This is a genomic window from Micromonospora sp. WMMA1976 (assembly GCF_027497335.1).
GTDB lineage: Bacteria > Actinomycetota > Actinomycetes > Mycobacteriales > Micromonosporaceae > Micromonospora > Micromonospora aurantiaca.
Genome location: NZ_CP114912.1, coordinates 3,047,996 through 3,070,091, shown reverse-complemented (window position 1 = coordinate 3,070,091; position 22,096 = coordinate 3,047,996). Strand labels below are relative to the sequence as shown.

Sequence of the window (22,096 nt, the reverse complement as noted above, 5' to 3'; positions counted from 1 at the left end):
GGTCTCAGTCTGCCGTCAGACGCGCCTCGAACAGGCCGCGCACCCCCGGCTCGGCCCGCAACAGATCCAGCGCCAGCGCCGCGTGTCCCGGCACGTACCCGTTGCCCACCAGCATCGTCACGTCCGCCGCCAGGCCCTCCGCACCAAGCGCCGCCGCCGCGAAGCTCGTCGCCATCGAGAAGAAGATCACCGTACCGCCGTCCGCCGTGGCCAGCACCGCGCCGTGCTCACACCCCGGCACGTCCACGCACACCACAGTCACGTCTGCCGGCACACCCAGCGCCGTCGTCACCGCCGTCGACAGCCCCACCGGATCCCGCGCGTCCGCCAGCGCCACCACGTCGGCCAGCCCGACCGCCGTCAGCGCGTCCCGCTCCGAGTCCACCGGAACCACCCCGACGGTACGGGCGGCACCCGCCCGCCGCGCCGCCGCGAGAGACAACGACCCGCTCTTGCCGGCCCCACCGATCACCGCCACCGACACCGGACGCGGATCACCCTCACGCGAGCGCCGCGCCACCTGCTCGGCCACCACCCGCGCCGTCAACGCCGGCGCCCCGCACACGTCCAGCACCGCCAGGGACAGCTCGGGGTGCAGGTCCGGCGGCAGCACCGCCGCGATCGACCGGGCGAACAGGATCGCGTACCCGTCGCACGGCACCTGCTCGCTGCGCCCGTCCCAGCGGGCCAGCCCGTCGGTGATCGTCAGCGGCGTCAGCGTCAGCGACACGAGCGTCGCCACCCGGTCACCCGCCTTCAGCCCCAGCGGCGAGCGGCGGCCCGCCTCCTCGACGGTGCCGATCAGCATGCCGCCGGAACCGGTCACCGGGTTCTGCATCTTCCCCCGGGCCGACACGATCTCCAGCACCTCGGCGCGGACCTTCTCCCCGTCGCCGCCGTGCTTCTCCGCCAACTGCCGGAAACTCGCCGCGTCCAGGTTCAGCCGCTCGACCCGGATCCGCACCTCGTTCGCCGCGATCCGCGGGTCCGGGTCCAGCCGCCAGGCCGCCTGCGGGAGCACACCCACCGGTTCCACGACTCGGTGCAGACCCACCGGTGACGTCACGCCGACCCCCTATGTCCAGCCGCCCGAACCCCCGGCCAGGGGTCGCGTCGCGGGAAAACTTCCGGCAGACTAATTTCTTCACCGCAGATTTTCCAGTAGCCTACGCATCCGTTGATCAACCCGCACGCTGACGAGGAGGGGCCGTGACCCAGACCCAACCGGTGGAGACCATCCCGACGCCCCGCCCCGCGCCGGTCGCCGTCCCGACCGCCGGACAGCCCTACGAATACCGCCGCGCGCCCCTCGTCGAACCCGACTGGACCCGCTTCCCCGGCTGGCGCCACATCACCCGCGAACAGTGGGAGAGCGCCCAGTGGCAACGGGTCAACTGCGTCAAGAACATCAAGCAGTTGCGCGCCGTCCTCGGCGACACCGTCGACGAGACCTTCTACGCCGACCTGGAGGCCGACCAGAAGGCGCTGGCCACCATGTCCATGCTGGTGCCGCCGCAGATGCTCAACACCATGGTGCCGTTTGAGCCGATGAGCACCGAGGCGCTGCTCGCCGACCCGATCCGCCGCTACATGATCCCGGTCGCCTCCGACCGGCGCACCGACTGGCCGTCCCACCCGTACGCCAGCCGCGACAGCCTCCACGAGCACGACATGTGGGTCGCCGAGGGTCTCACCCACCGCTACCCCACAAAGGTCCTCGCCGAGCTGCTCTCCACCTGTCCGCAGTACTGCGGCCACTGCACCCGCATGGACCTCGTCGGCAACTCCACCCCCGCCGTCGACAAGCTCAAGCTCACCCTCAAGCCGGTCGACCGCTACGACGCCCACATCACCTACCTCAAGGCCCACCCCGGTGTGCGTGACGTTGTCGTCTCCGGCGGCGACGTCGCCAACGTGCCGTGGCGCAACCTCGAGTCGTACCTGATGCGCCTGCTGGAGATCGAGACGATCCGCGACATCCGGCTCGCCACCAAGGCACTCATGGGCCTGCCCCAGCACTGGCTCCAGCCCGACGTGGTCGAGGGCCTCGAACGCGTCGCCCGCACCGCCGCCCGCCGCGGCGTCAACCTGGCCATCCACACCCACGTCAACCACGCCCAGTCGCTGACCCCGCTGGTCGCCAAGGCCGCACAGACCGCGCTCGACGTCGGCGTCCGCGACGTCCGCAACCAGGGCGTGCTCATGCGCGGCGTCAACGCCACCAGCGCCGACCTGCTGGACCTCTGCTTCGCGCTCCAGGGCGAGGCGGGCATCCTGCCGTACTACTTCTACATGTGCGACATGATCCCCAACGCCGAGCACTGGCGCGTCCCGGTCTGGCACGCCCAGCAGCTCCAGCACGACATCATGGGCTACCTGCCCGGCTACGCCACCCCGCGGATCGTCTGCGACGTGCCGTTCGTCGGCAAGCGCTGGGTGCACATGCTCACCGACTACGACCGTGAGCGCGGCATCTCGTACTGGACGAAGAACTACCGCACCTCGATCGAGTCGGCCGACCTGGAGGCGCTGAACAAGCGCTACGCCTACTACGACCCGATCGACACGCTGCCCGAGGCCGGCCAGGCCTGGTGGCTGGCGCACCGCGACGACTGACCTCGGCCGCCAGACCCACGACGGCGGGCCACCTCTGCAAGAGGTGGCCCGCCGTTTCGCGTACTCACTTGTTGAAGGCGTCCTTGACGTCGCGGCCCGCCTGCTTGGCGTGCTCCCCGGCCTGCCGGGCGCGCGCCGTGCTCTGCTCGGAGGCGCCCTCGGCCCGCAACCGCTCGTTGTCGGTCACGTCGCCGATCCGCTCCTTGGCCATGCCGCTCATCTCCTGGGCCTTGTTCTTCGCCTTGTCGGTGAAGCTCATGTCGCCCTCCCTCGTCCGGCTACGCCTTGCCCTTGTCGCGTCCCCGGTGACTGTCGGGTCAAACGCTGTTGACCGGCGCACATCGCGTAGGGCGTCCTAGGATAATAGGTTGGAGAATCCTCGCCCGGTCGGGAAGTCCCCGGCGTGGTTGACTGAGCCGGTGAACGAGATCCTGCTGATCCGGCACGGCGAGACCACCTGGAGCGCCGCGCACCGGCACACCTCGTACACCGATCTGGAGCTGACCCCCGACGGCGAGCGGCAGGCCGGCGCGCTGGCCCCGCTGCTCGTCGGCCGGCGATTCGCCCGGGTGCTGTCCAGCCCCCGGCAGCGCGCCACCCGCACCGCCGCCCTGGCCGGGCTCACCGTGGACGCCATCGAGCCCGACCTGGCCGAGTGGAACTACGGCGAGTACGAGGGCCGCACCACCGCGGACATCCAGGCCGACCGGCCCGGCTGGTCGATCTGGGCCGACGGCGGCCCCGGCGGCGAGTCACCGGAGCAGGTGGGCACCCGCCTGGACGGCGTGCTGGACCGGATCGCGCCGCTGCTGGAGCAGGGCGACGTCGCGCTCGTCGGACACGGGCACAGCCTGCGCGTGCTCGGGGCGCGCTGGATCGGGTTGCCGCCCTCGGCCGGGGCGCTGCTGCGGCTGGACACCGCCACGCTCAGCGTGCTCGGGCACGAGCACGGCCGACGGGTGCTCAGGCGGTGGAACCTGCCGGCTCCGCCGACGGGCGGGGACGCCCCCGGCCGGTCAGCTCGCCACTGATCTTCGGCGGCCGGTTCTCGTACGGCGTGGACAACACCACTGTCGTGCGCGTGGTGACGTTCGCGGCGGTACGGATCTCCTGCAGCACCCGCTCCAGGTCGGCCGGGCCGGCCACCCGCACCAGCAGGAGATAGAAGTCCTCCCCCGCCACCGAGTAGCACGAGTCGATCTCGGGCAGGTGCGCCAGCCGCTCCGGTGCGTCGTCCGGCTGCGACGGGTCGAACGGCCGGATCGCCACGAACGCGGTCAGCGGCAGGTCCAGCGCCTCGAACGACACCCGCGCGGCGTACCCCTTGATCACCCCGCGTTGCTCCAGCCGGCGGACCCGCTGGTGCACGGCCGACACCGACAGGCCCACCCGCTCGGCCAGATCCGTGTACGACAGCCGACCGTCCCCGGTCAGCGCGGCGACGATGGCACGGTCGATCTCCTCCACGCGCTGCACAGTAGCCGGAAAAGCGCTCCCACGCCGTACCCGGCCCGCCGCGGTGACGCTCAGCGCGCCGTCCGGTCGCGCACCGCGTCCGCCGCGTAGTTCAGCACCTCCGCCATGTCCTCCTCGTCCAGGAACGGCAGATCGGTGAGGATGTCCGTGACGGACATGCCCTCGGCCATCATGGCCAGCAGGGTGGCCACGGGGATGCGCGACTGCCGTACGCAGGGCGCACCCCCCATGACGTCGGGGTCCACGGTGATCCGGGGGAAGGTCACCGCGACAGGCTAGCCCTTCGCCAGCGCGCGGGAGATGACCAGCCGCTGGATCTGGTTGGTGCCCTCGACGATCTGGAGCACCTTGGCCTCCCGCATGTACCGCTCGACCGGGTGGTCGGCGACGTACCCGGCGCCGCCGAGCACCTGCACCGCGTCGGTGGTCACCCGCATCGCCACGTCCGTGGCGAACAGCTTCGCCTTGGCCGCCTCGATCGAGTACGGGCGTCCGGCGTCGCGCAGCCGCGCGGCGGCGAGCGTGAGCGCCCGCGCGGCGGAGATCTGGGTGGCGGCGTCGGCCAGGTTGAACCCGAGCCCCTGGAAGTCGATGATCGCCCGGCCGAACTGGCGGCGCTCCCGGGCGTAGCCGACCGCGTAGTCCAGCGCGCCCTGCGCCAGGCCCACAGCGCACGCGGCGATGCCCAGGCGGCCGGAGTCCAGCGCGGACATCGCGATGGTGAACCCGGCGCCCTCGCCGCCGATCAGCCGCTCCGCCGGCACCCGGGCGTCGTCGAAGGCGATCTGCGCGATCGGCGAGGCGTGCAGGCCCATCGTGCGCTCGGCGGCCTGCGGGTGGATGCCCTGCGTGGACCGGTCGGCCAGCAGGCAGGAGATGCCCTTCGGGCCGGGGCCGCCGGTGCGGCAGAAGATGTTGTAGAAGTCGGCCACCCGGGCGTGTGTGATCCACGCCTTGGTGCCGGTGACCACGTACGCGTCGCCGTCGCGTACCGCCCGCGTGGTCAGGGCCGCCGCGTCCGAGCCACCCTGCGGCTCGGAGAGACAGTACGCTCCGAGCAGTTCCCCGCCGATCATGTCCGGCAGCAGTTTGCGCTGCTCGTCGGTGCCGAACTGGGCCAGCGGGTAGCAGGACAGCGTGTGCACGCTGACCGCCTCGGCCACTGCCAGCCACCGGCTGGCGAGGATCTCCAGCACCTGGAGGTACACCTCGTACGGCTGGGCGGCCCCGCCGTGCTCCTCCGCGTACGGCAGGCCGAGCAGGCCGGCCCGGCCCAGGGTGCGCAGCACCTCCCGGGGGAACTCGGCGCGGGCCTCGAAACCGGCGGCGGCCGGGGCCAGCTCCCGGTCGGCGAGTTCGGTGGCGAGGTCCAGCAGGTCGTGGGCCTCGTCGGTGGGCAGGATCCGGTCGACGTTCATAGCGCGATGAGCTCCGTGGGGGTGGTGTTGAGCCGTTGCCCGCCGTCCGTCGTGCAGACGACGATGTCCTCGATCCGGGCTCCGTGCCGCCCGGCGAGGTAGATCCCGGGTTCGACCGAGAAAGCCATGCCGGCCTGAAGCGGCCGGGGGTTGCCGGTCACCACGTACGGCTCCTCGTGGCCGTCGAGGCCGATGCCGTGACCGGTGCGGTGCAGGAAGGCGTCGCCGAATCCGGCGGCACCGATGACGTCGCGGGCGACCGCGTCGAGGGCCTCGGCTGTCACGCCCGGCGCGACGGCGGCCACGGCGGCGCGCTGCGCCTCCCGCAGCACCGCGTAGTAGTCCACGAACTCGGCCGGGGCGGGGCCGCCGGCGACGTACGTGCGGGTGCAGTCGGAGCGGTAGCCCGACGGCATGGTGCCGCCGATGTCGACCACCACCGGCTCGCCGGCGCCGATCGGGCGGTCCGAGGTGCCGTGGTGCGGGCTCGCGCCGTTCGGCCCGGCCGCGACGATGACGAAGTCGACGGCGGCGTGCCCGGCCGCCCGGATCGCGGCGGCGAGGTCGGCGGCGACCTCGCGCTCGGTGCGGCCGGGGCGCAGCCATTCCCCCATCCGCAGGTGCACCGCGTCGATCGCGGCGCCCGCCTCGGCCAGCGCCGCCACCTCGGCCGGCGACTTGCGGATCCGCATCTCCCGCAGCACGTCGGAGGCGAGCCGCTGGGCCGTACCGGGCAGCGCGTCGCGCAGCGCGAGGACCTGCTGCGCCCACATCCGGTCGGCCAGCCCGACGGCGCGGACCGGGCCGGGCAGCGCCGCGCGCACCAGCGGCCACGGGTCGGTGCCGTCGGCGTGGTCGACGATCCGGTACCCGGTGCCGGGCGCGGCCTCGGCGTCCGGCCGCTCCAGCACCGGCACGATCAGCGTCGGCTGCCCCTCGGCGGGCAGCACCAGGCAGGTCAGCCGCTCACCCTCGCGGGCGTCGTAGCCGGTCAGGTAGCGCAGGTCGGAACCCGGGGTGAGCAGCAGCGCGTCCAGGCCCGCCGCGGCGGTGGCGCGCTGGGCCGCGACGAGACGCCCGGCGGGGTACAGTTCCTCGATTCCCACACCCCGAAGCTTAACGGTCGTTTGGGTCCGGGCGGGAGTCCGGACGATGCCCGCAGACGCCGGCCAGCCGGTCCGCCTCGATCTTGGTCATGCCCGATGCCTGGAGCAACTCGCCGACCACGATGAACAGCTGCGAGGCCACGATCGTGCCGGAGAAACCCAGACCGGCGGCACGCGCCCGGCCGGCGTCCCGCGCGGCGTCCCGCGCCCGCGCCCGCGCGATGTCCGGCGGCCGCCCGGCGAGGAAGTCCCGGTGCAGCAGCCGCAGCGACTGCCCGAACGCCTCGACCCCGGCCGGCAGGGCCGCCGGAACCGGCTCCCCGGCCTCCAGCAACGCCACCACCCGGCGCACCATGTTGCGGCTGTTCGTGTACGCCAGCTCCAGGTGGGCGCCCGCGTTCTCGTAGCGGCGCAACTGGGCCCGTCGCCGCCACCGCCACGGTGACAGCGACGTCACCTCCCGGGCCGCCGCGACGATCTCGGTGGTCTGCTTCCGCTCGGCCTCGGCCGCCTCCAGCCGGCCCAGAGCCGCCTCGGCCGCCCCGGCGTCCCGGGCGGTGAGCGCGTCCGCCGTGGCCGTCAGCTCGTTGGCGAACAGGTCCAGCGTGGGCCCGGCCGCGCGGTGCACCACCCGGACCGGGTTCAGCGGCAACAGCAGCAGCGCCACCACCACCGCCACCGCGCCGCCCACCAGCGCGTTCGCGGTACGCGGCACGGCCAGGTCGGGCGCGTTGGGCTCCACGGTGCCCAGCAGCACAGCGGTGCTGCCGGCCTGTACCATCACGGCGCCGTTGCCCCGGATCACCACCGCCAGCGAGATGGCGAGCGCGACCACCAGGCCGGTCTGCACCGGACCGGCCCCGATCAGCTTGATGATCAGGTCGCCGACCAGCACGCCGACGATCACACCGCCGAGCAGTTCGGCGGTACGGCGGATCCGGTTGCCGATCGCCGCCGCGATGGTGCCCACCGCAGCCGCCGGCGCGAACAGCGGCTGCGGGTTCTTGAGCAGCGTGCTCGCCACGTACCAGGCCAGACCGGCGGCCAGACCGGCCTGGAGAGCCACGATGAAGTACCGGCGCAGCCGCTCGTACGCCTCCCGGACCTCGCGGCGCGCCGCCGGAGCCACCGGGGTCACCGCACCACCCGCCTGCCCGGGCGCCACAGGCACGACGGCTCCGGCTCGATCACGCCCCCCTCTACCCGCCGGGCCGCACGGTATTCCCGGCGCCGCCCGCGACGGCGCTCCTGTCGTACCCGTGGTCCATGATCCTTGTCGTCACAGCGGCACGGATCACGGCCGGCGACGGCGTCCCGGCGTGCCCGGCGGCGGCCGGCCGGCGGGGAGGTCGGGAAGATGACGGAGGCGACTGACGCCTCGTGGCGACGGCGCAGCGTGCTGCGGGTGGCGCCGCCCGCGCGGGCCCGCAAGCTGGCCAAGGTGCCCTTCGTGGAGCTGGCCGACGGGCGGTTGCAGGGGGTGGTGTCCAGCGGCTCCGACGTGGAACGGGTCTACGTCTCCTCGGTGACCGCCGGCACGCACGCGGTCAACTGCAGCACCAACAACAACCGGCCCTGCGGCGGCCTGCGCGGCACCATGCTCTGCAAGCACCTGCACGCGCTGGCCGACGAGGCGGTCCTCCAGTACGGCGCCGAGCAGGTCGCCCGCTACCTGCGGGTGGACGTGGGCGACGGCGTCGACAGCGGCACCGCCCTGCTGGCCCGCACCGACGCACGGCACGAGCCGGGCCCGGCCGCCGTGGTGTTCAGCCGCTTCCTGCGCCACCTGGCCCACCTCGAGATACCCGCCGACACGGCAGCGGTGCCGGAGCTGCACTGGTTCCCGGCCACTGCGGCGGTGCGCTGATGCTCGCCGCACAGCTCACGCAGCTCCACGACGGGACGATCCCCGCGCTGGCCGAGACGCTCGCCGTCGTCGACGGTGCCGACGACACACTCACCGCCGGCCTGGCCCGCCTCGACGAGCCGGGCGCCGCCGCCTGGGCCGCACTGGCCGGCGTGGTCGGCGGCACGCCGCTGGGCGCCCGCGTCACCGAGGCGGCCGGCGCGGTGCGCACCGGCGCGCTCACCGAGGACCACCTGGCCGCCCTCGCCGGGGCCCGCGCCGCACTGCTCGGCGCGGCACACGACGCCCTGCTCGACCGCCTCGACACGGCGCTCGGCCGGCTCCGCGCCCCGTGGGCCGCCGCGCCCGAGGCCCCGGCGGCGCCTCCTCCCACCCTGGCCGGCGCACAAGCCTGGCTGCACGAGCTGGCACTCGCCGGCTGGCGCGGCGCCGACCACGAGCTGCTCTCCGGCGCCGCCGCGCCGGTCGAAGCCGCGCTCGCCGAACCGGCACTGCGCCGCATCGCGGTGCTGCTCGACGGCCTCGCCGCCGAGCTGCGCGCCGCCCTGCCGGTGGCGGCCCTGCCGCAGGTGCCCACCCGCCGGTGGGCCGACCTGTGGACCCGCGCCGTCCTGCTCAGCCACGGTGCGCACGGCGAGACCGCGCCCGGCGAGCCGGTCTCCGGACGGCTGCTCCCCCTCGGCGTCGACGTGCACGAGCACGACACCGCGTTCCAGGCACAGGTGCACGCGCTGCTCGAACCGGCCGGCGGCGGCACCGTCCGGCTGGTCCGGGTCACAGTGGTCGCGGCGAAGGTCGCCACCATCGTCGGTCCGGCCGGCTGGCGGTTGCTGGAGGCGTACCCGATCCTGCTCACCGCCCTGGCCCAGCGGCGGTCGATCACCGTCACCGACCTGACCGCCCACGGCGCGGACCTGCGCTGGGCCGAGGAGCGGGCCACGCTCGGCGAGCCGGCCGACCCGTTCGCCACCGCCCGGGTGCTGCTCACCGGCGCCACCGCCGCGGCGACAGCACCGCTGCTGCGCCATCCCGCCGCCATCGCCGAACCGGTCCTGGTCGAGGGCTACATTGTCCGCGACGACGACGGCGCCCCGGCGCTCGACCTCGACGGCCGGTCCCTGCGCCTGGCCACCGGCCGGCTGCCCGCCGCCGGGCCGCTCACCCCGGCGCTCGTCGCCGCCTCCACCGCCTGCCTCGGCCTGCTCCGCTGGGACGACGGCCGCTGGCTGCTGCAACCCCTCGCGGTCCGGGCCACCGTCAGGAAGCAGACCGTCGAGGCGCACAACGGCGACTGGGCGTGCGGCGTCACCGACCCGAAGACGGCGAAGGCCGAGGCCAAGGCGGGCGACGCCGTGGCAGTGCTGCGCGAACGCGCGGGACGGTTGCTGCGCCGATGACCGACGACCGCACCCACGCCAACCGCCGCCAGGTGCTCTACTGGCGGCTGCTCGCCCGCCTGTTCAGCCCCGACGAGCAGCCCGGGCTGGAGTCGGCGAGCGTCGCCGTCGTCGACGACCTCGGCCTGCCCGCCGCGCTGCTCGACCCGGCCGTCTCCGTCGACACCGTCGTCCAGCGCTTCCCGGCCCTCGCCGACGAGCTGCGCGGCCTGCTCACCCCCGGCGACGACACCACCGCCGCCGGGCCGTTCCAGCCGGCCGAGACCGAGGTACGCCGCGCCGCGCTGGCGTCCAAGCTGCTGCTCAACGTCTTCGCCACCGGCGGCGGTGAGGTCAGCGCCGGGCAGCTCGCCCGCTGGCAGGCCGACGCCGGCTGGTTCGAGCAGGCGTGCGGCGCGCAGGCCGGTGAGCTGCGCCGCGGGGGCACCGGCCTGGGTGCCACCCTCGCCGGGCTGGAGGGGGACATGGTGGCCCGGATGCGGCTGCGCGAGGTGCTCGCCGATCCGGCGCTGGCCGCCCGGCTGACCCCGAGCATGTCCCTGATCGAGCAGCTCCTGCGGGACAAGTCCAACCTGTCCGGAGTGGCGCTCGCGAACGCCAAGTCGCTGATCCGCCGCTACGTCGACCAGGTCGCCGAGGTGCTGCGTACCCAGGTCGCGCAGGCCACCGTCGGGGCCGTCGACCGGTCCGTGCCGCCCAAGCGGGTCTTCCGCAACCTCGACCTGGACCGCACCATCTGGCAGAACCTCACCAACTGGAGCCCGGACGACGAGCGCCTCTACGTCGACCGGCTCTACTACCGGCAGACCGCCCGGCGGACCACCCCGTCGCGGCTGATCGTGGTGGTCGACCAGTCCGGCTCGATGGTCGACTCGATGGTCAACTGCACCATCCTCGCCTCGATCTTCGCCGGCCTGCCCAAGGTCGACGTGCACCTGATCGCGTACGACACCCGGGCGCTGGACCTCACCCCGTGGGTGCACGACCCGTTCGAGGTGCTGCTGCGCACCAACCTCGGCGGCGGCAACGACGGCCCGGTCGCCATGGCCCTGGCCCGCCCCAAGATCGTCGAGCCGCGCAACACGGTCATGGTCTGGATCTCCGACTTCTACGAGTTCGACAGGTCCCAGCCGCTGTTCGACGGCATCGAGGCCGTGCACCGCTCCGGGGTGAAGTTCATCCCGGTCGGCTCGGTCAACAGCTCCGGCAACCAGAGCGTCAACCCCTGGTTCCGGCAGCGCTTCTCCGACCTCGGCACCCCCGTCATCTCCGGCCACATCCGCAAGCTCGTCGCCGAGCTGAAGAACTTCCTCACCTAGGAGAGCACCCCTGATGTCCGACATGCTCCGCGCCCCGGCCGAGGTCAAGTACGCCGACGAGCTCGCCTACCTGGAATCGGTCGACACCGGGCCGAAGCCGTTCTCCTGGCGACTGAGCCCTCGCATGGTCCGGCTGTTCGTGCTCGGCTCCGAACGCGCCGACGGCCTCGACCGGGAGATCCCGCAGAAGTGGTTCGGCGACCGCAGCTTCGTCGAACGCAGCATCGTCACGCTCGCCTCCGACCGCGGCCTTCTGCTCATCGGCGACCCGGGCACCGGCAAGAGCTGGCTCGCCGAGCTGCTCGCCGCCGCGATCTGCCGCAACTCCACGCTCGTCGTGCAGGGCACCGCCGGCACCACCGAGGACCACATCAAGTACTCGTGGAACGTCTCCATGGTCATCGCCCGCGGCCAGTCCCGCGACTCGATGATCCCCTCCCCCATCATGACCGCGATGGAGCAGGGCGTGATCGGCCGGTTCGAGGAGCTGACCCGCTCCACCAGCGACGTCCAGGACGCACTCATCTCGATCCTGTCCGAGAAGTACGTCTCCATCCCCGAGCTGGACCACGACAACATCGTCTTCGCCAAGCCCGGCTTCTCGATCATCGCCACCGCCAACAGCCGCGACCGGGGCGTCAACGACCTCTCCTCCGCGCTGAAGCGGCGGTTCAACTTCGTCCGCATCCCGGTGGTCACCAACAAGCGCAGCGAAGCCGAGATCGTCCGCTTCCGCACCGAGGAACTCCTGCGCCGGCACCGCATCGAACTCGACGTGCCGCCCACCCTGCTCGACATCCTGCTCCAGAGCTTCGCCGACCTGCGCGCCGCCGCGTCCGCCGCCACCAGCGACGACGAGAAGCTGGAGTCGGCGCTGTCCACCGCCGAGCAGATCGGCGTGCTGGAGGACGCGATCCTGCACAGCCAGTTCTTCGGCGACCGCACCCTGCGCGCCCAGACGCTCGCCGGTTCGCTGATGGGCTCACTGGCCCGCCGCGCCCCGGAGGACCTGGCCATCCTCAACAAGTACCTGCACGGCGTGGTCGAACCCCGCGCCAAGGCCGACGGTGGCGACTGGGAGGGCTTCCTCGACGGCGGCCGCCAGGCGATCGCGTCGCTGTCATGACCGCGCCCGCACCCACCGGACTGTTCGGCCCGCTGCGCGAGCAGCTCACCGAAGCAGCCGCCGCGTTCGCCGGCTCCCCGGACGCGCTCGCCGGCATCCTCGCCGGGATGGTCAACGACGTCGACCGGGCGCTCCGCGAACGGCTGGAGATCTTCCCGGTCTGCCACCACTCCCCCGCCTCGGCGCTGGCCATGGCGCGACGGCTGCGCGCCCGGCCACCCAAGGTGATCTACCTGGAGCTGTGCGAGGACCTGCGACCGCTGCTCGACGAGCTGCGCAACTGCCGCCTGCCGGTCGCGGTGCAGGCGTTCGCCACCGAACTCGACGGCTTCCCCGCCGAGTGGAGCCCACTGAGCGTTGTCGCGCCGGTCACCGAGGCGTCCGCCGAATACCAGGCCATCGCGTACGCCCTGGACACCCCCGGCGTGGAGCTGGTGCTCGTGGACCGCTCCACCGACCACGTGTTCCAGTGGACGCACCGCGACGACACCGGCCCGGAGTGGGGCTCCGGCGCTCCGTCCTCGGATGAGGACGCGGGACTGCACGGCGACGCGGTCGGCGTGGAGATCGGCGACCTGCGCCCCCGGTTCGCCGAGCTGGAGGCCCACCTGCTGCACCACGGCAAGGTGCGCCATTGGTCGGAATGGTGGGACCAGTACGTCGAACGGCCGCTCGCCGACGCCGACCACGACACCTACCGGCAGGTCATGGTGCTGATCGGCAGCCTGTTCCGGCGGCTGCGCCCGTCCCGGTCCGCCCGCGACGAACGCGACGAGGACCGCGAACGGTACATGTGGACCCGGATGCGGCAGCACCTCACCGAAAGCGGCGCCGACCCGGCCGACTGCCTCTACGTCTGCGGCGCCTTCCACGCCGCCAGCCATGTGGAACAGTTCGGCCTCGACTCGACCGCGCCGGACTTCCCGATCAGCCCGCGCACCGGCACCCGCTGGCGCTACGGCCTCATCCCGTCCAGCCACTCGGCCATCGAGGCGCAGTTCGGGCTGGCCCCGGGCACCGTGTCCATCGCCGCCGCCAACTGGACGGCAGCGGTCGGCCGCACCCGGCTCACTCCGTACCGGCTGGCCGGGCAGCGTACCGAGAAGAAGGGCCGCCGTTCCCGCGCCGCCGCACCGGTCCCGGCGGGCCCGGCCACCGACCGGCTCAGCGGGTTCCTCGCCGCCCCGCCCGTCCTCGACGAGTTGGACGAGGCCGAACTGCGCGGCTGGTGCGTCGACATCGTCCGGCTCGCCCGCCGCAACGGCTACCTCGCCAGCACCGCCGACGCGATCGCCGTGTTCGAGACGTCGATCCTGCTCGCCACCATGCGCAACCGCGCACGGCCCACGCCGTACGACTTCGCCGACGCCGCCGTGACCTGCATCGAGAAGGACGTGGTGCCCGGCCGCCGCGACGTCCGCCGGCTCTGCGAGATCCTCCTCGGCGGCGACCGCGTCGGCCAGGTCGGGTACGACTCCCTGCCGCCGCTGGCCCGCGACGTCCTGGACCGGCTGCGCCCCCTCGGCCTCGACCTGGAACGGCGCACCGTGCAGCGGGCGCTGCTCGACCTGCGGGCCGACCCGGCGCTGGCACCCTGCTCCGACCTGCTGTGGATGCTGCGGCACCTGCTGCCGGCCGACGCGGTCCGCCCGATCATGGGCGAGCGCCGCCTCGGTCACCGCTCCGAACAGGAGAGCTGGGACCTCGCGCTCGGTCGCAACCAGCGCGCCCTGATCGAGCTGGGCTACGAGGGCGTCACCGTCGAGCAGGTGCTGGAACAACGGCTGCGGCGGGCGGTACGCGGCCCCGACGCGACAGCCGCCCGCGCGCTCGCCGCCGTCGAGGACGCCATCCGGCTGCTGGACAGCCCGCGCCTGGTCGACGAACTCGGCGCGCGGGCGGTGGAGCTGCTCGCCGCCGAACGCACAGTGGACGACGCACCGGAGGTGCTGCGCCGCATCCGGCGGCTGCTCGCCCACCACCGCACCACCGGACCGGTGCTGCCCGCCTGGTGCCGGACGTTCGTCACCACCGGATACGCCCACTACTGCACGCTGCTGCCCACCGCGTTCGTGGACGAGTCCACCGGCGTACGGCAGGTCGGCGCGATGCTCGGCTTCCTGTTCAGCATGGAGAGCCTCGCGTTGTCGCTCGGGTGCGACCGCACCCAGCTCGAACTGGCCGTCGCGCAGGCCCACCCGGAGGCGCCGGCCAAGCTCGCGCTGCTCTGGGCCGCCCGCCACCAGCTCGGCCTGCTGCCGCTGGCGCGCCTGCGCGAACAATGCGCCGAGCTGCTCGCCAATCCGCTCGTGGTGCCCGCGTTCCCGCAGTACCTGTCCGGCTTCGTGCACGCGCTCGAACCGGTGCCGGGGCTCGCGCCGTTCGTGGTGGAGACCATGTCGTCCGCCTTCGCCGGACTGCCCGACCCGGTGCTGCTGCCCTGGCTGCCGACGCTGATCACCACACTGCGCGAACACGGTCCGGAGCTGGTGCCGCTGCTGGTCCGCGAGGCGGAACGCACATTCCCCGCCACACTGCCCGCGCTGGACGCCTGGTCACCGCCGTGGGCGGCCGCGCCCACCCCGTCCGCCGCGTCCGCGCCGTCCCCGGGAACCGGTCCGGTACACGGTCTGCTGGTCGCTTACCCGGAGGCGGTCGACGCGGTGGCGGCGCTGCTCGGCTGCTCCGGCGACTGGCAGCCGCTCGCCGACGACGGCACATCGCCGGATGACGGGGCGTCGGTGCTGCTCGCCGCGCACCCGGCGACGGCTCACGCGGTGGCGGCGCTGCTGGCGGACTGATCGACGTCGGCGGGTTTGCGAGGGCAGGCGACCATGTAGTGGTGATCCGCTTTCTGCTGAACCTCCTGTGGCTCGTCTTCGGCGGCGGCTTCGTCCTGGCCCTCGGCTACGGCATCGCCGCCCTGATCTGCTTCGTCCTCGTCGTCACCATCCCGTTCGGCGTCGCCTCGCTGCGGCTCGCCTCGTACTCGCTGTGGCCGTTCGGCCGCACCCTCGTGTCGAAGCCGGGTGCCGGGCTCCCCTCCGGACTGGCGAACGTGCTCTGGCTGGTGCTGGCCGGCTGGTGGCTGGCCCTGTCGCACATCCTCGCCGGCATCGCGCTCTGCGTGACGATCATCGGCATCCCCTTCGGGGTGGCGAACTTCAAGCTGGTCCCGGCGGCGCTGTGGCCACTCGGCCAGGAGGTCGTCGAAACGCCGTAACCGCACCGTCGGGCCGCCCGCCTCACCGTGCCGACTGACCAGCATAGGCCGGCACGGCCGAAGGGCCGACCGCCAGTTGCAGGCAGGCGGCGGTGTCGCCGCCAGTCGGCGCGGCTGACGGATCGGCCCGCCGATCCCCTGCCCCGGCCGTCCACCCTTCCCAGCCACGGGGAATTCGCCGGCCACTGGAACGCCATGGGTGTCTCCCGCCCTGTTTGACACCCACGGCGTTCCACTCACACCACAGTCGCGCGGCGACGTGACGTTCGCGGCCGAGGACCACTCGCGAGCATCTCGGCAACCAGGATCCGTGTCCTGCGATGCGGGACGGCATCGAGATCTCGGTACGAAGTGGCCCCTCTGAGGGCCGTTTCGTACCAAGATCTCGCGGGCCCCCCGACCGCGACGAGGGCCCAGCCGCCGCGAGACCGGCACCTCACCGCAGCGGCCAGCTCCCCGTTCGCGGCGGGCGATCGGCGTTGCTAACCGTGCGAGCGGCCTCACCACCTCTGGAGCATCCTAGGAGGGTGGGGTGATCTCGCAACGTCGGCGGCGGGAAGGATGCGAATGCGGCTCGCACCAGCGCGGCGCTGGCTAGCGTCGAGGGGGTGCGAGACGGAGTGATCGAGGCGCTCAAGGCGGACCCGGCGATGTCCGGTCTGCGCCGGTCGCTGGACTTCTACCACGGCGACCCGGCACGCGAGGCCGCCCTCGACGCGTTCTACGCCCCGCTGGTCCGCGCCGGCGACCTGGTCTTCGACGTGGGCGCGCACGTGGGCGACCGGCTGGGCAGCTTCCGCCGCCTCGGTGCGCGCGTGGTGGCGGTCGAGCCGCAGCCGCTGTGCGCCCGGGTGCTGCGCGAGATGTACGCGGGCGACGACGGCGTGACAGTGGTGGAGGCGGCGTGCGGGCGTACCGCCGGGCCGGTGCGACTGCACGTGAACTCGGCCAACCCGACGGTCTCCACCGCCTCCCCCGGGTTCGTCCGCGCCGCCGACGGGGCGCCCGGCTGGGCGGGCGAGACCTGGGACGCGCAGATCGAGGTGCCCGGCACCACGCTGGACGCGCTCGTGGCCGCGTACGGCGTACCGGCGTTCGTGAAGATCGACGTGGAGGGCTTCGAGGACGCCGTGCTGGCCGGGCTGAGCCGGCCGGTCCCCGCGTTGTCGTTCGAGTTCACCACCATCGCGCGGGTGGCGGCGGCGCGCTGCCTGGACCGGCTCACCGCGCTCGGCTTCACCCGGTTCACCGTGGCGATCGGTGACGAGATGGAATTCGCGCTACCCGGCTGGCGTCAGGCCGCCGCTGTGGCCGCGTACCTGCGCACGCTGCCGGACGAGGCCAACTCAGGGGACGTGTACGCCCGTCCCTGAGCGTCCATTTCGGACAGTCCTAGACGAGGAAACAAGGCATCGACCCTGCTCATCGCCGTGATCGGCGGAGTAGCAGCCCGGGCACTTTTTTCAAGGCTCGAACTTAGCAGTGCATCGTTACTCATCTGTGATTGACGTGAGCCGCGCCACTTGGGTTGACTGCCACGGAACCGCTTCCGCAACCGGTTCCGAAACACCCCGCTCATCCCTGCGACCCGGGAGCGTCACGTGCCGATCACCATCGCCGACGTCGCCACCCGCGCCGGGGTGAGCAAGACGACGGTCTCCCGGGTGCTGAACGGCAAGGGCGAGGTGCACATGCGCACCGCCGACCGGGTCCGCGCCGTGATCAGCGACCTCGGATACGTGCCGAGCGCCCGCGCGGTCGGGCTGGCCCGGGGCCGTACCCGGGTGGTCGGGATGCTGGTCCCGGCGCTGACCTGGCCCTGGATGGGCGAGGTGCTCCAGGGCGCGGCCGACGTGGTCGAGGCCGCCGGCTACGGCATGCTGCTGTTCACCTGCACCCACGGCGACGAGTCGATGCGCCGGTTCGCCTCCCAGGTCTCGGCCAAGTCGTTCGACGGCCTGCTCGTGGTCGAACCCGAGGGGACGCTCGACTACATCACCGAGCTGCACCGGCGCGGCCTGCCGGTGATCCTCATCGACGACCGGGGCCACCAGCCCGGCTTCCCGTCGGTGCGGACCACGAACGAGGCGGGCGCACGGGCCGCCGCCACGCACCTGCTGGCACTCGGCCGGCGACGGCCGCTCGTCGTCACCGGCCTGCGCCGGTTCGGCTGCACCCGGGAACGGCTCGCCGGGTTCGCCGGCGCCTATGCCGACGCGGGCGTACCGGTCGACCCGGACCGGGTGGTGGAGGGCGACTTCACCTTCGAGTGCGGGCGCGCGGCGGTGCGGCGGCTGCTCGCCGACGGCGTACCGTTCGACGCCGTCTTCGCCCACAACGACCTGTCGGCGGCCGGGGCGTTGCAGGCGCTGCGCGACGCCGGGCGGCGCGTCCCGCAGGACGTGGCGGTGGTCGGCTTCGACGACCTTCCGCTGGCCGGGCACACCCACCCTCCGCTGAGCTCCGTGCGCCAGCCGCTGCGGGAGATGGGTACGGCAGCGGCCCGCCTGCTCATCGGCCACCTCACCGGCACCCCGCTGCCGGACACCCCGACCGTCATCCCGACCGGCTTCACCGCCCGCGACTCGACCCGCGTCACCTGACCCCACCCCGCCGTACCGGCGACCACGCCGGCGGGCCCGCCCGCCGGTGGCACCACCGCACACCCTCCATCCACCACATCCCGCCCGAGGACTGCGGGACCACCGAGGGAGACCTCCATGAGAAGACGGCAACTCCTCGCCCTCGCGCTGGCCGGCGCGATGGTCACCGGCGCCGCCGCCTGCGGCGACAGCCCGAACGCGAACAAGAAGAGCGGCCAGGCCGCGACAGTGCTGAACGTCGGCATGCCCAACGGCCCGCAGGCGGAGAACAACAACCCGTTCCTCACCACCTCGGCCGCCGCGTCGCTGGGCTACCGGTGGCAGATCTACGAGCCGCTGATGATGTGGAACCCGGTCAAGCCGGCCGAGCCGTTCAAGCCGTGGCTGGCCACCAAGGCCGAGTGGTCGTCGGACTACAAGACGGTCAAGGTGACCGTCCGGGAGAACGCCACCTGGTCCGACGGGCAGAAGGTCACCGCCGAGGACGTCGCGTTCACCTACAACCTGGTGAAGAAGTTCCCGGCCCTCAACGACCAGGGCGTGCCGTACACCGACGCCGTGGCCAGCGGCAACGAGGTCACCATCTCGATGGCCAGCCCGCAGTTCGTCAACCAGCAGAAGGTGCTGTGGCGGGTGCCGATCGTGCCGAAGCACCTGTGGGAGAAGATCGCCGACCCGGCCACCGACCCGGTGAAGCAGCCCGTCGGCAGCGGCCCGTACACGCTGAAGTCGTTCACCCCGGCGAGCATGACGCTCGCGGTACGCGACAGCGGCTACTGGCAGGACGCGCCGAAGGTCAAGGAGCTGCGGTACACGTCGTACACCGACAACAGCGCGCAGACCACCGCGCTCGCCAACGGCGAGTCGGAGTGGAGCTTCGTCTTCATCCCGAACTACCAGACCGTGTTCGTGGCGAAGGACCAGAAGAACCACAAGATGTGGGCGCCGCCGGTGCTGGGCATCCACGGCCTCTACCTGAACACCACGAAGAAGCCGTTCGACGACCCGACGCTGCGTAAGGCGATGAACATGGTCATCGACCGGGCGGACATCTTCACCACCGCCGAGGCCGGCTACTTCCACCCCGAGGTCAAGAGCGTGACCGGCCTGCCCAGCCCCGCCGGTGACTCGTTCATCGCGCCCGAGTACAAGGGCCAGGAGCACAAGGTCGACGTCGAGGGCGCCAAGGCGCTGCTCACCGGCGCCGGCTACAAGCTGGACGGCACCACGCTGAAGGACCGCAGCGGCAAGCCGGTGACGATCCGCCTCACCGACCCGGCCGGCTGGTCCGACTACCAGACCAGCCTGGAGATCGTGAAGGGGAACCTGGCGAAGATCGGCATCGCGGCCACCGTCGACAAGGCCAACCAGGACGCCTGGTTCCGCAACGTCGAGCAGGGCAACTTCGAGGCCACGTTCCGGTGGACCGAGAGCGGCGCCACGCCGTACGACATCTACCGGACCGTCATGGACGGCCGCGTGCTCAAGCCGATCGGCACCGCCTCCCCGGCGGGTAACTTCGGCCGGTTCCAGAGCAAGGAGGCCACCGACGCGCTGGTGTCGTACGCCAACGCCACCGACGACGCCACCCGCACCACCGCGCTGGCCACCCTGCAGAAGATCTTCGTCGAGCAGATGCCGATGATCCCGGTCGGCGCGGACAACATCGGCGGCGCGTACAGCACGAAGAACTGGACCGGCTGGCCGGACGACTCGAACCCGTACGGCGCGCTCCAGCCCACCCAGCCCAACGCGGTGGACGTGGTGCTGCACCTCGAGCCGGCCAACGGCTGACCCGGTGCCGCCGGCCCGGCCACGATCGCCCGGCCGGGCCGGCGGCACTCGCCCCTCGCTACCGGCAACCCCAGACAGGAATGCGGCATGACGTTGACCGAGAGCGCACCGGCGCCGGCCGACGAGGTGGTGCTGGAGGCCGTCGGCCTGACCAAGCACTTCCCCGTCCGCCGGCGGTTGCGTGACCTCCTCTCCCGCACCCCGGCGGTGGTGCACGCCGTCGACGACGTATCGATCGCGCTGCGGCGTGGCCGGGTGACAGCGCTCGTCGGCGAGTCCGGCTCGGGCAAGTCCACAGTGGCCCGGCTGCTGGCCCAGCTCTACCCGCGCACCGCCGGCGACATCCGGCTGCACGGCGAATCGATCCGGGTACGCGGCGGGCGCCGGTTCCGGGCGTACGTGCGCCGGGTGCAGCTGATCCTGCAGGACCCGTTCGCCTCGCTGAACCCGGTGCACACGGTCCGCTACCACCTGACCCGGTCGCTGCGCATCCACGGCAACGCCGGGACCGGGCCGGACGGGCTGGAGAAGGCGCTCGCCGACCTGCTGACCCGGGTCGCGCTCACCCCGCCGGAGCGCTACCTGGACGCGTTCCCGCACGAACTGTCCGGCGGGCAGCGCCAGCGCGTCGCGATCGCGCGGGCGCTCGGCGCCGACCCCGAGGTGCTGCTCGCCGACGAGCCGGTGTCGATGCTCGACGTGTCGATCCGCCTCGGCGTGCTCAACCTGCTCCAGGACCTCAAGGGCCGGCTCGACCTGGCGATCCTCTACATCACCCACGACATCGCCTCGGCCCGCTACTTCGCCGACGAGACGATCGTCATGTACGCCGGGCGGATGGTCGAGGGCGGCGACAGCGAGACGGTCACCCAGCGCCCGGCCCACCCGTACACCCGGTTGCTGATCGAGTCGGCGCCGGACCCGGAGCGGATCACCGGCGCGGGCGGCGACGGCGCGGCGGCGGGCGAGCGGGGGCACGGCGAGCCGCCCAGCCTGATCCGCCCGCCGGCCGGGTGCCGGTTCCACCCGCGCTGCCCGGCGGCCATGCCGCGCTGCGCCACCGACCTGCCGCCGCCGATCCCGGTTGACGACGCGCCCGGCCACTGGGCCGCGTGCTGGCTGTTCGACGCCGAGACCGTCGCGACGCAAAAGGCCGGAACGGAGGCGGCCCGATGAGGTTCCTGCTGCAACGGGTGGCCTTCTACCTGTTCACCGCCTGGGCGGCGATCACGCTCAACTTCTTCATCCCGCGGATGGTGCCGGGCGACCCGGTGCAGTCGCTGATCTCTCGCAACCAGGGGCGGATCAGCGCCGACGCGATCGCGTCGCTGCGGGTGCTGTTCGGGCTGGACTCCGACCGTTCGCTGTGGGAGCAGTACGTCGCCTACTGGGGACAGCTCCTGCGCGGCGACCTGGGCCTGTCGTTCACGTTCTTCCCCGCCCCGGTGTCGGAGGTGATCGGGAGCAGCCTGCCGTGGACCGTCGGCCTGGTCGGCGTCACCACGATCGTCAGCTTCCTGCTCGGCACCGCGCTCGGCGTCGGCGCCGGCTGGCGGCGCGGCTCGTGGATCGACGGGCTGCTGCCGGCCACCACGTTCCTGTCCTCGATCCCGTACTTCTGGCTGGGCCTGGTCGCGATCGCCCTGTTCGCCGGGCCGGGCAGCTTCTTCCCCTCCTCCGGCGGCTACGAGCCGGGCCTGGTGCCGGCGTTCGACGCGTACTTCGTGCCGAGCGCGATCCAGCACAGCATCCTGCCCGCGGCGACCATCCTGGTGTCGTCGATGAGCGGCTGGATCCTCAGCATGCGCAACATGATGGTGACCGTCGCCAGCGAGGACTACATCACCGTGGCGCACGCCAAGGGGCTGTCCGAACGCCGGGTGGCGCTGAGCTACGCCGCCCGCAACGCGCTGCTGCCCAACGTGTCCGGGTTCGCGCTGTCGCTGGGTTTCATCGTCGGCGGCACGCTGCTCGTGGAGATCGTCTTCTCGTACCCGGGGCTGGGGTTCCAGCTCTTCCAGGCGGTGGGATCGAAGGACTACCCGCTGATGCAGGGCATCTTCCTGATCATCACGATCTCCGTGCTGGTGGCGAACCTGCTCGCCGACGTGGCGTACCTGCTTCTCGACCCGCGGACCCGAAAGAGCTGAG

20 protein-coding genes are annotated in these 22,096 nt (G+C 72.6%); 13 read left to right on the top strand and 7 right to left on the bottom strand.

Annotation, left to right across the window (positions count from 1 at the left end; all coding sequences use genetic code 11):
* Positions 1-4: 4 nt before the first annotated feature.
* Positions 5-1,066, bottom strand: coding sequence for a zinc-binding alcohol dehydrogenase (locus tag O7546_RS14145; protein ID WP_269696961.1), 1,062 nt, complete (start codon positions 1,064-1,066; stop codon positions 5-7).
* Between the two features lie 143 nt (positions 1,067-1,209).
* On the opposite strand from O7546_RS14145, the gene O7546_RS14140 reads away from it, so the two are divergent.
* On the top strand, positions 1,210-2,616 hold the full coding sequence (locus O7546_RS14140; protein ID WP_194802508.1) for a lysine 2,3-aminomutase: 1,407 nt from the start codon (positions 1,210-1,212) through the stop codon (positions 2,614-2,616).
* A gap of 64 nt (positions 2,617-2,680) precedes the next feature.
* Here O7546_RS14140 and O7546_RS14135 read toward each other — a convergent pair whose 3' ends face one another.
* Positions 2,681-2,875 carry a CsbD family protein gene (locus O7546_RS14135; RefSeq protein WP_073829538.1) on the bottom strand — a complete coding sequence of 65 codons (195 nt, stop codon included), beginning with the start codon at positions 2,873-2,875 and terminating at the stop codon, positions 2,681-2,683.
* Between the two features lie 160 nt (positions 2,876-3,035).
* On the opposite strand from O7546_RS14135, the gene O7546_RS14130 reads away from it, so the two are divergent.
* Entirely contained in the window at positions 3,036-3,647 is a 612-nt protein-coding gene (locus O7546_RS14130) for a histidine phosphatase family protein (RefSeq protein ID WP_194802507.1), read from the top strand.
* Here the strand turns inward: O7546_RS14130 and O7546_RS14125 are convergent.
* Genes O7546_RS14125 through O7546_RS14105 form a run of 5 tightly spaced genes read right to left on the bottom strand, consistent with a single transcriptional unit; the run spans position 3,580 to position 7,787 of the window.
* A complete protein-coding gene (locus tag O7546_RS14125; protein ID WP_128138189.1) occupies positions 3,580-4,083 on the bottom strand; it encodes an Lrp/AsnC family transcriptional regulator in 504 nt (167 codons plus the stop codon). The genes O7546_RS14130 and O7546_RS14125 overlap by 68 nt on opposite strands.
* Positions 4,084-4,142: 59 nt before the next feature.
* Positions 4,143-4,358 (bottom strand): DUF433 domain-containing protein, encoded by a 216-nt coding sequence (locus O7546_RS14120; protein WP_013286269.1) that lies wholly within the window; start codon positions 4,356-4,358, stop codon positions 4,143-4,145.
* A 9-nt stretch (positions 4,359-4,367) separates the two neighbouring features.
* Complete coding sequence (locus tag O7546_RS14115; RefSeq protein WP_194802506.1) at positions 4,368-5,510, bottom strand: acyl-CoA dehydrogenase family protein; 1,143 nt, start codon at positions 5,508-5,510, stop codon at positions 4,368-4,370.
* The gene (locus O7546_RS14110) at positions 5,507-6,616 is read right to left on the bottom strand and encodes a Xaa-Pro peptidase family protein (protein WP_194802505.1); all 1,110 of its coding nucleotides are present in this window, start codon (positions 6,614-6,616) and stop codon (positions 5,507-5,509) included. The genes O7546_RS14115 and O7546_RS14110 overlap by 4 nt, the downstream gene beginning before the upstream one ends.
* A gap of 10 nt (positions 6,617-6,626) precedes the next feature.
* Positions 6,627-7,787, bottom strand: a complete 1,161-nt coding sequence (locus O7546_RS14105) for an FUSC family protein (protein WP_269696959.1) — start codon at positions 7,785-7,787, stop codon at positions 6,627-6,629.
* A 225-nt stretch (positions 7,788-8,012) separates the two neighbouring features.
* On the opposite strand from O7546_RS14105, the gene O7546_RS14100 reads away from it, so the two are divergent.
* From O7546_RS14100 to O7546_RS14050, 11 genes are all read left to right on the top strand, one after another.
* Entirely contained in the window at positions 8,013-8,483 is a 471-nt protein-coding gene (locus tag O7546_RS14100; protein WP_281601159.1) for a hypothetical protein, read from the top strand.
* Positions 8,483-9,880 (top strand): hypothetical protein, encoded by a 1,398-nt coding sequence (locus O7546_RS14095; protein ID WP_281601061.1) that lies wholly within the window; start codon positions 8,483-8,485, stop codon positions 9,878-9,880. Before O7546_RS14100 ends, O7546_RS14095 begins: the two co-directional genes overlap by 1 nt.
* Positions 9,877-11,199 (top strand): VWA domain-containing protein, encoded by a 1,323-nt coding sequence (locus tag O7546_RS14090; RefSeq protein WP_281601060.1) that lies wholly within the window; start codon positions 9,877-9,879, stop codon positions 11,197-11,199. Before O7546_RS14095 ends, O7546_RS14090 begins: the two co-directional genes overlap by 4 nt.
* Before the next feature lie 13 nt (positions 11,200-11,212).
* Positions 11,213-12,325 (top strand): AAA family ATPase, encoded by a 1,113-nt coding sequence (locus O7546_RS14085; protein ID WP_120569954.1) that lies wholly within the window; start codon positions 11,213-11,215, stop codon positions 12,323-12,325.
* On the top strand, positions 12,322-15,126 hold the full coding sequence (locus O7546_RS14080; protein WP_281601059.1) for a DUF5682 family protein: 2,805 nt from the start codon (positions 12,322-12,324) through the stop codon (positions 15,124-15,126). Before O7546_RS14085 ends, O7546_RS14080 begins: the two co-directional genes overlap by 4 nt.
* Positions 15,127-15,167: 41 nt before the next feature.
* A complete protein-coding gene (locus O7546_RS14075; RefSeq protein WP_175438877.1) occupies positions 15,168-15,548 on the top strand; it encodes a YccF domain-containing protein in 381 nt (126 codons plus the stop codon).
* Positions 15,549-16,198: 650 nt separating this feature from the next.
* On the top strand, positions 16,199-16,921 hold the full coding sequence (locus tag O7546_RS14070) for an FkbM family methyltransferase (RefSeq protein ID WP_269698098.1): 723 nt from the start codon (positions 16,199-16,201) through the stop codon (positions 16,919-16,921).
* 228 nt (positions 16,922-17,149) lie between these two features.
* Entirely contained in the window at positions 17,150-18,151 is a 1,002-nt protein-coding gene (locus tag O7546_RS14065) for a LacI family DNA-binding transcriptional regulator (RefSeq protein WP_194802499.1), read from the top strand.
* A gap of 117 nt (positions 18,152-18,268) precedes the next feature.
* Positions 18,269-19,945, top strand: a complete 1,677-nt coding sequence (locus O7546_RS14060; protein ID WP_269696955.1) for an ABC transporter substrate-binding protein — start codon at positions 18,269-18,271, stop codon at positions 19,943-19,945.
* Positions 19,946-20,032: 87 nt separating this feature from the next.
* A complete protein-coding gene (locus O7546_RS14055; RefSeq protein WP_269696954.1) occupies positions 20,033-21,121 on the top strand; it encodes an ABC transporter ATP-binding protein in 1,089 nt (362 codons plus the stop codon).
* A complete protein-coding gene (locus O7546_RS14050) occupies positions 21,118-22,095 on the top strand; it encodes an ABC transporter permease (protein ID WP_269696953.1) in 978 nt (325 codons plus the stop codon). Before O7546_RS14055 ends, O7546_RS14050 begins: the two co-directional genes overlap by 4 nt.
* Position 22,096 lies beyond the last annotated feature (1 nt).

Excerpts from the sequence above, each read along its gene's own strand:
- O7546_RS14135 (WP_073829538.1), bottom strand. The coding sequence starts at position 2,875 with ATGAGCTTCACCGACAAGGCGAAGAACAAGGCCCAGGAGATGAGCGGC.
- O7546_RS14115 (WP_194802506.1), bottom strand. The coding sequence starts at position 5,510 with ATGAACGTCGACCGGATCCTGCCCACCGACGAGGCCCACGACCTGCTG.
- O7546_RS14095 (WP_281601061.1), top strand. The coding sequence starts at position 8,483 with ATGCTCGCCGCACAGCTCACGCAGCTCCACGACGGGACGATCCCCGCG.
- O7546_RS14090 (WP_281601060.1), top strand. The coding sequence starts at position 9,877 with ATGACCGACGACCGCACCCACGCCAACCGCCGCCAGGTGCTCTACTGG.
- O7546_RS14085 (WP_120569954.1), top strand. The coding sequence starts at position 11,213 with ATGTCCGACATGCTCCGCGCCCCGGCCGAGGTCAAGTACGCCGACGAG.
- O7546_RS14080 (WP_281601059.1), top strand. The coding sequence starts at position 12,322 with ATGACCGCGCCCGCACCCACCGGACTGTTCGGCCCGCTGCGCGAGCAG.
- O7546_RS14070 (WP_269698098.1), top strand. The coding sequence starts at position 16,199 with ATGTCCGGTCTGCGCCGGTCGCTGGACTTCTACCACGGCGACCCGGCA.
- O7546_RS14060 (WP_269696955.1), top strand. The coding sequence starts at position 18,269 with ATGAGAAGACGGCAACTCCTCGCCCTCGCGCTGGCCGGCGCGATGGTC.
- O7546_RS14055 (WP_269696954.1), top strand. The coding sequence starts at position 20,033 with ATGACGTTGACCGAGAGCGCACCGGCGCCGGCCGACGAGGTGGTGCTG.
- O7546_RS14050 (WP_269696953.1), top strand. The coding sequence starts at position 21,118 with ATGAGGTTCCTGCTGCAACGGGTGGCCTTCTACCTGTTCACCGCCTGG.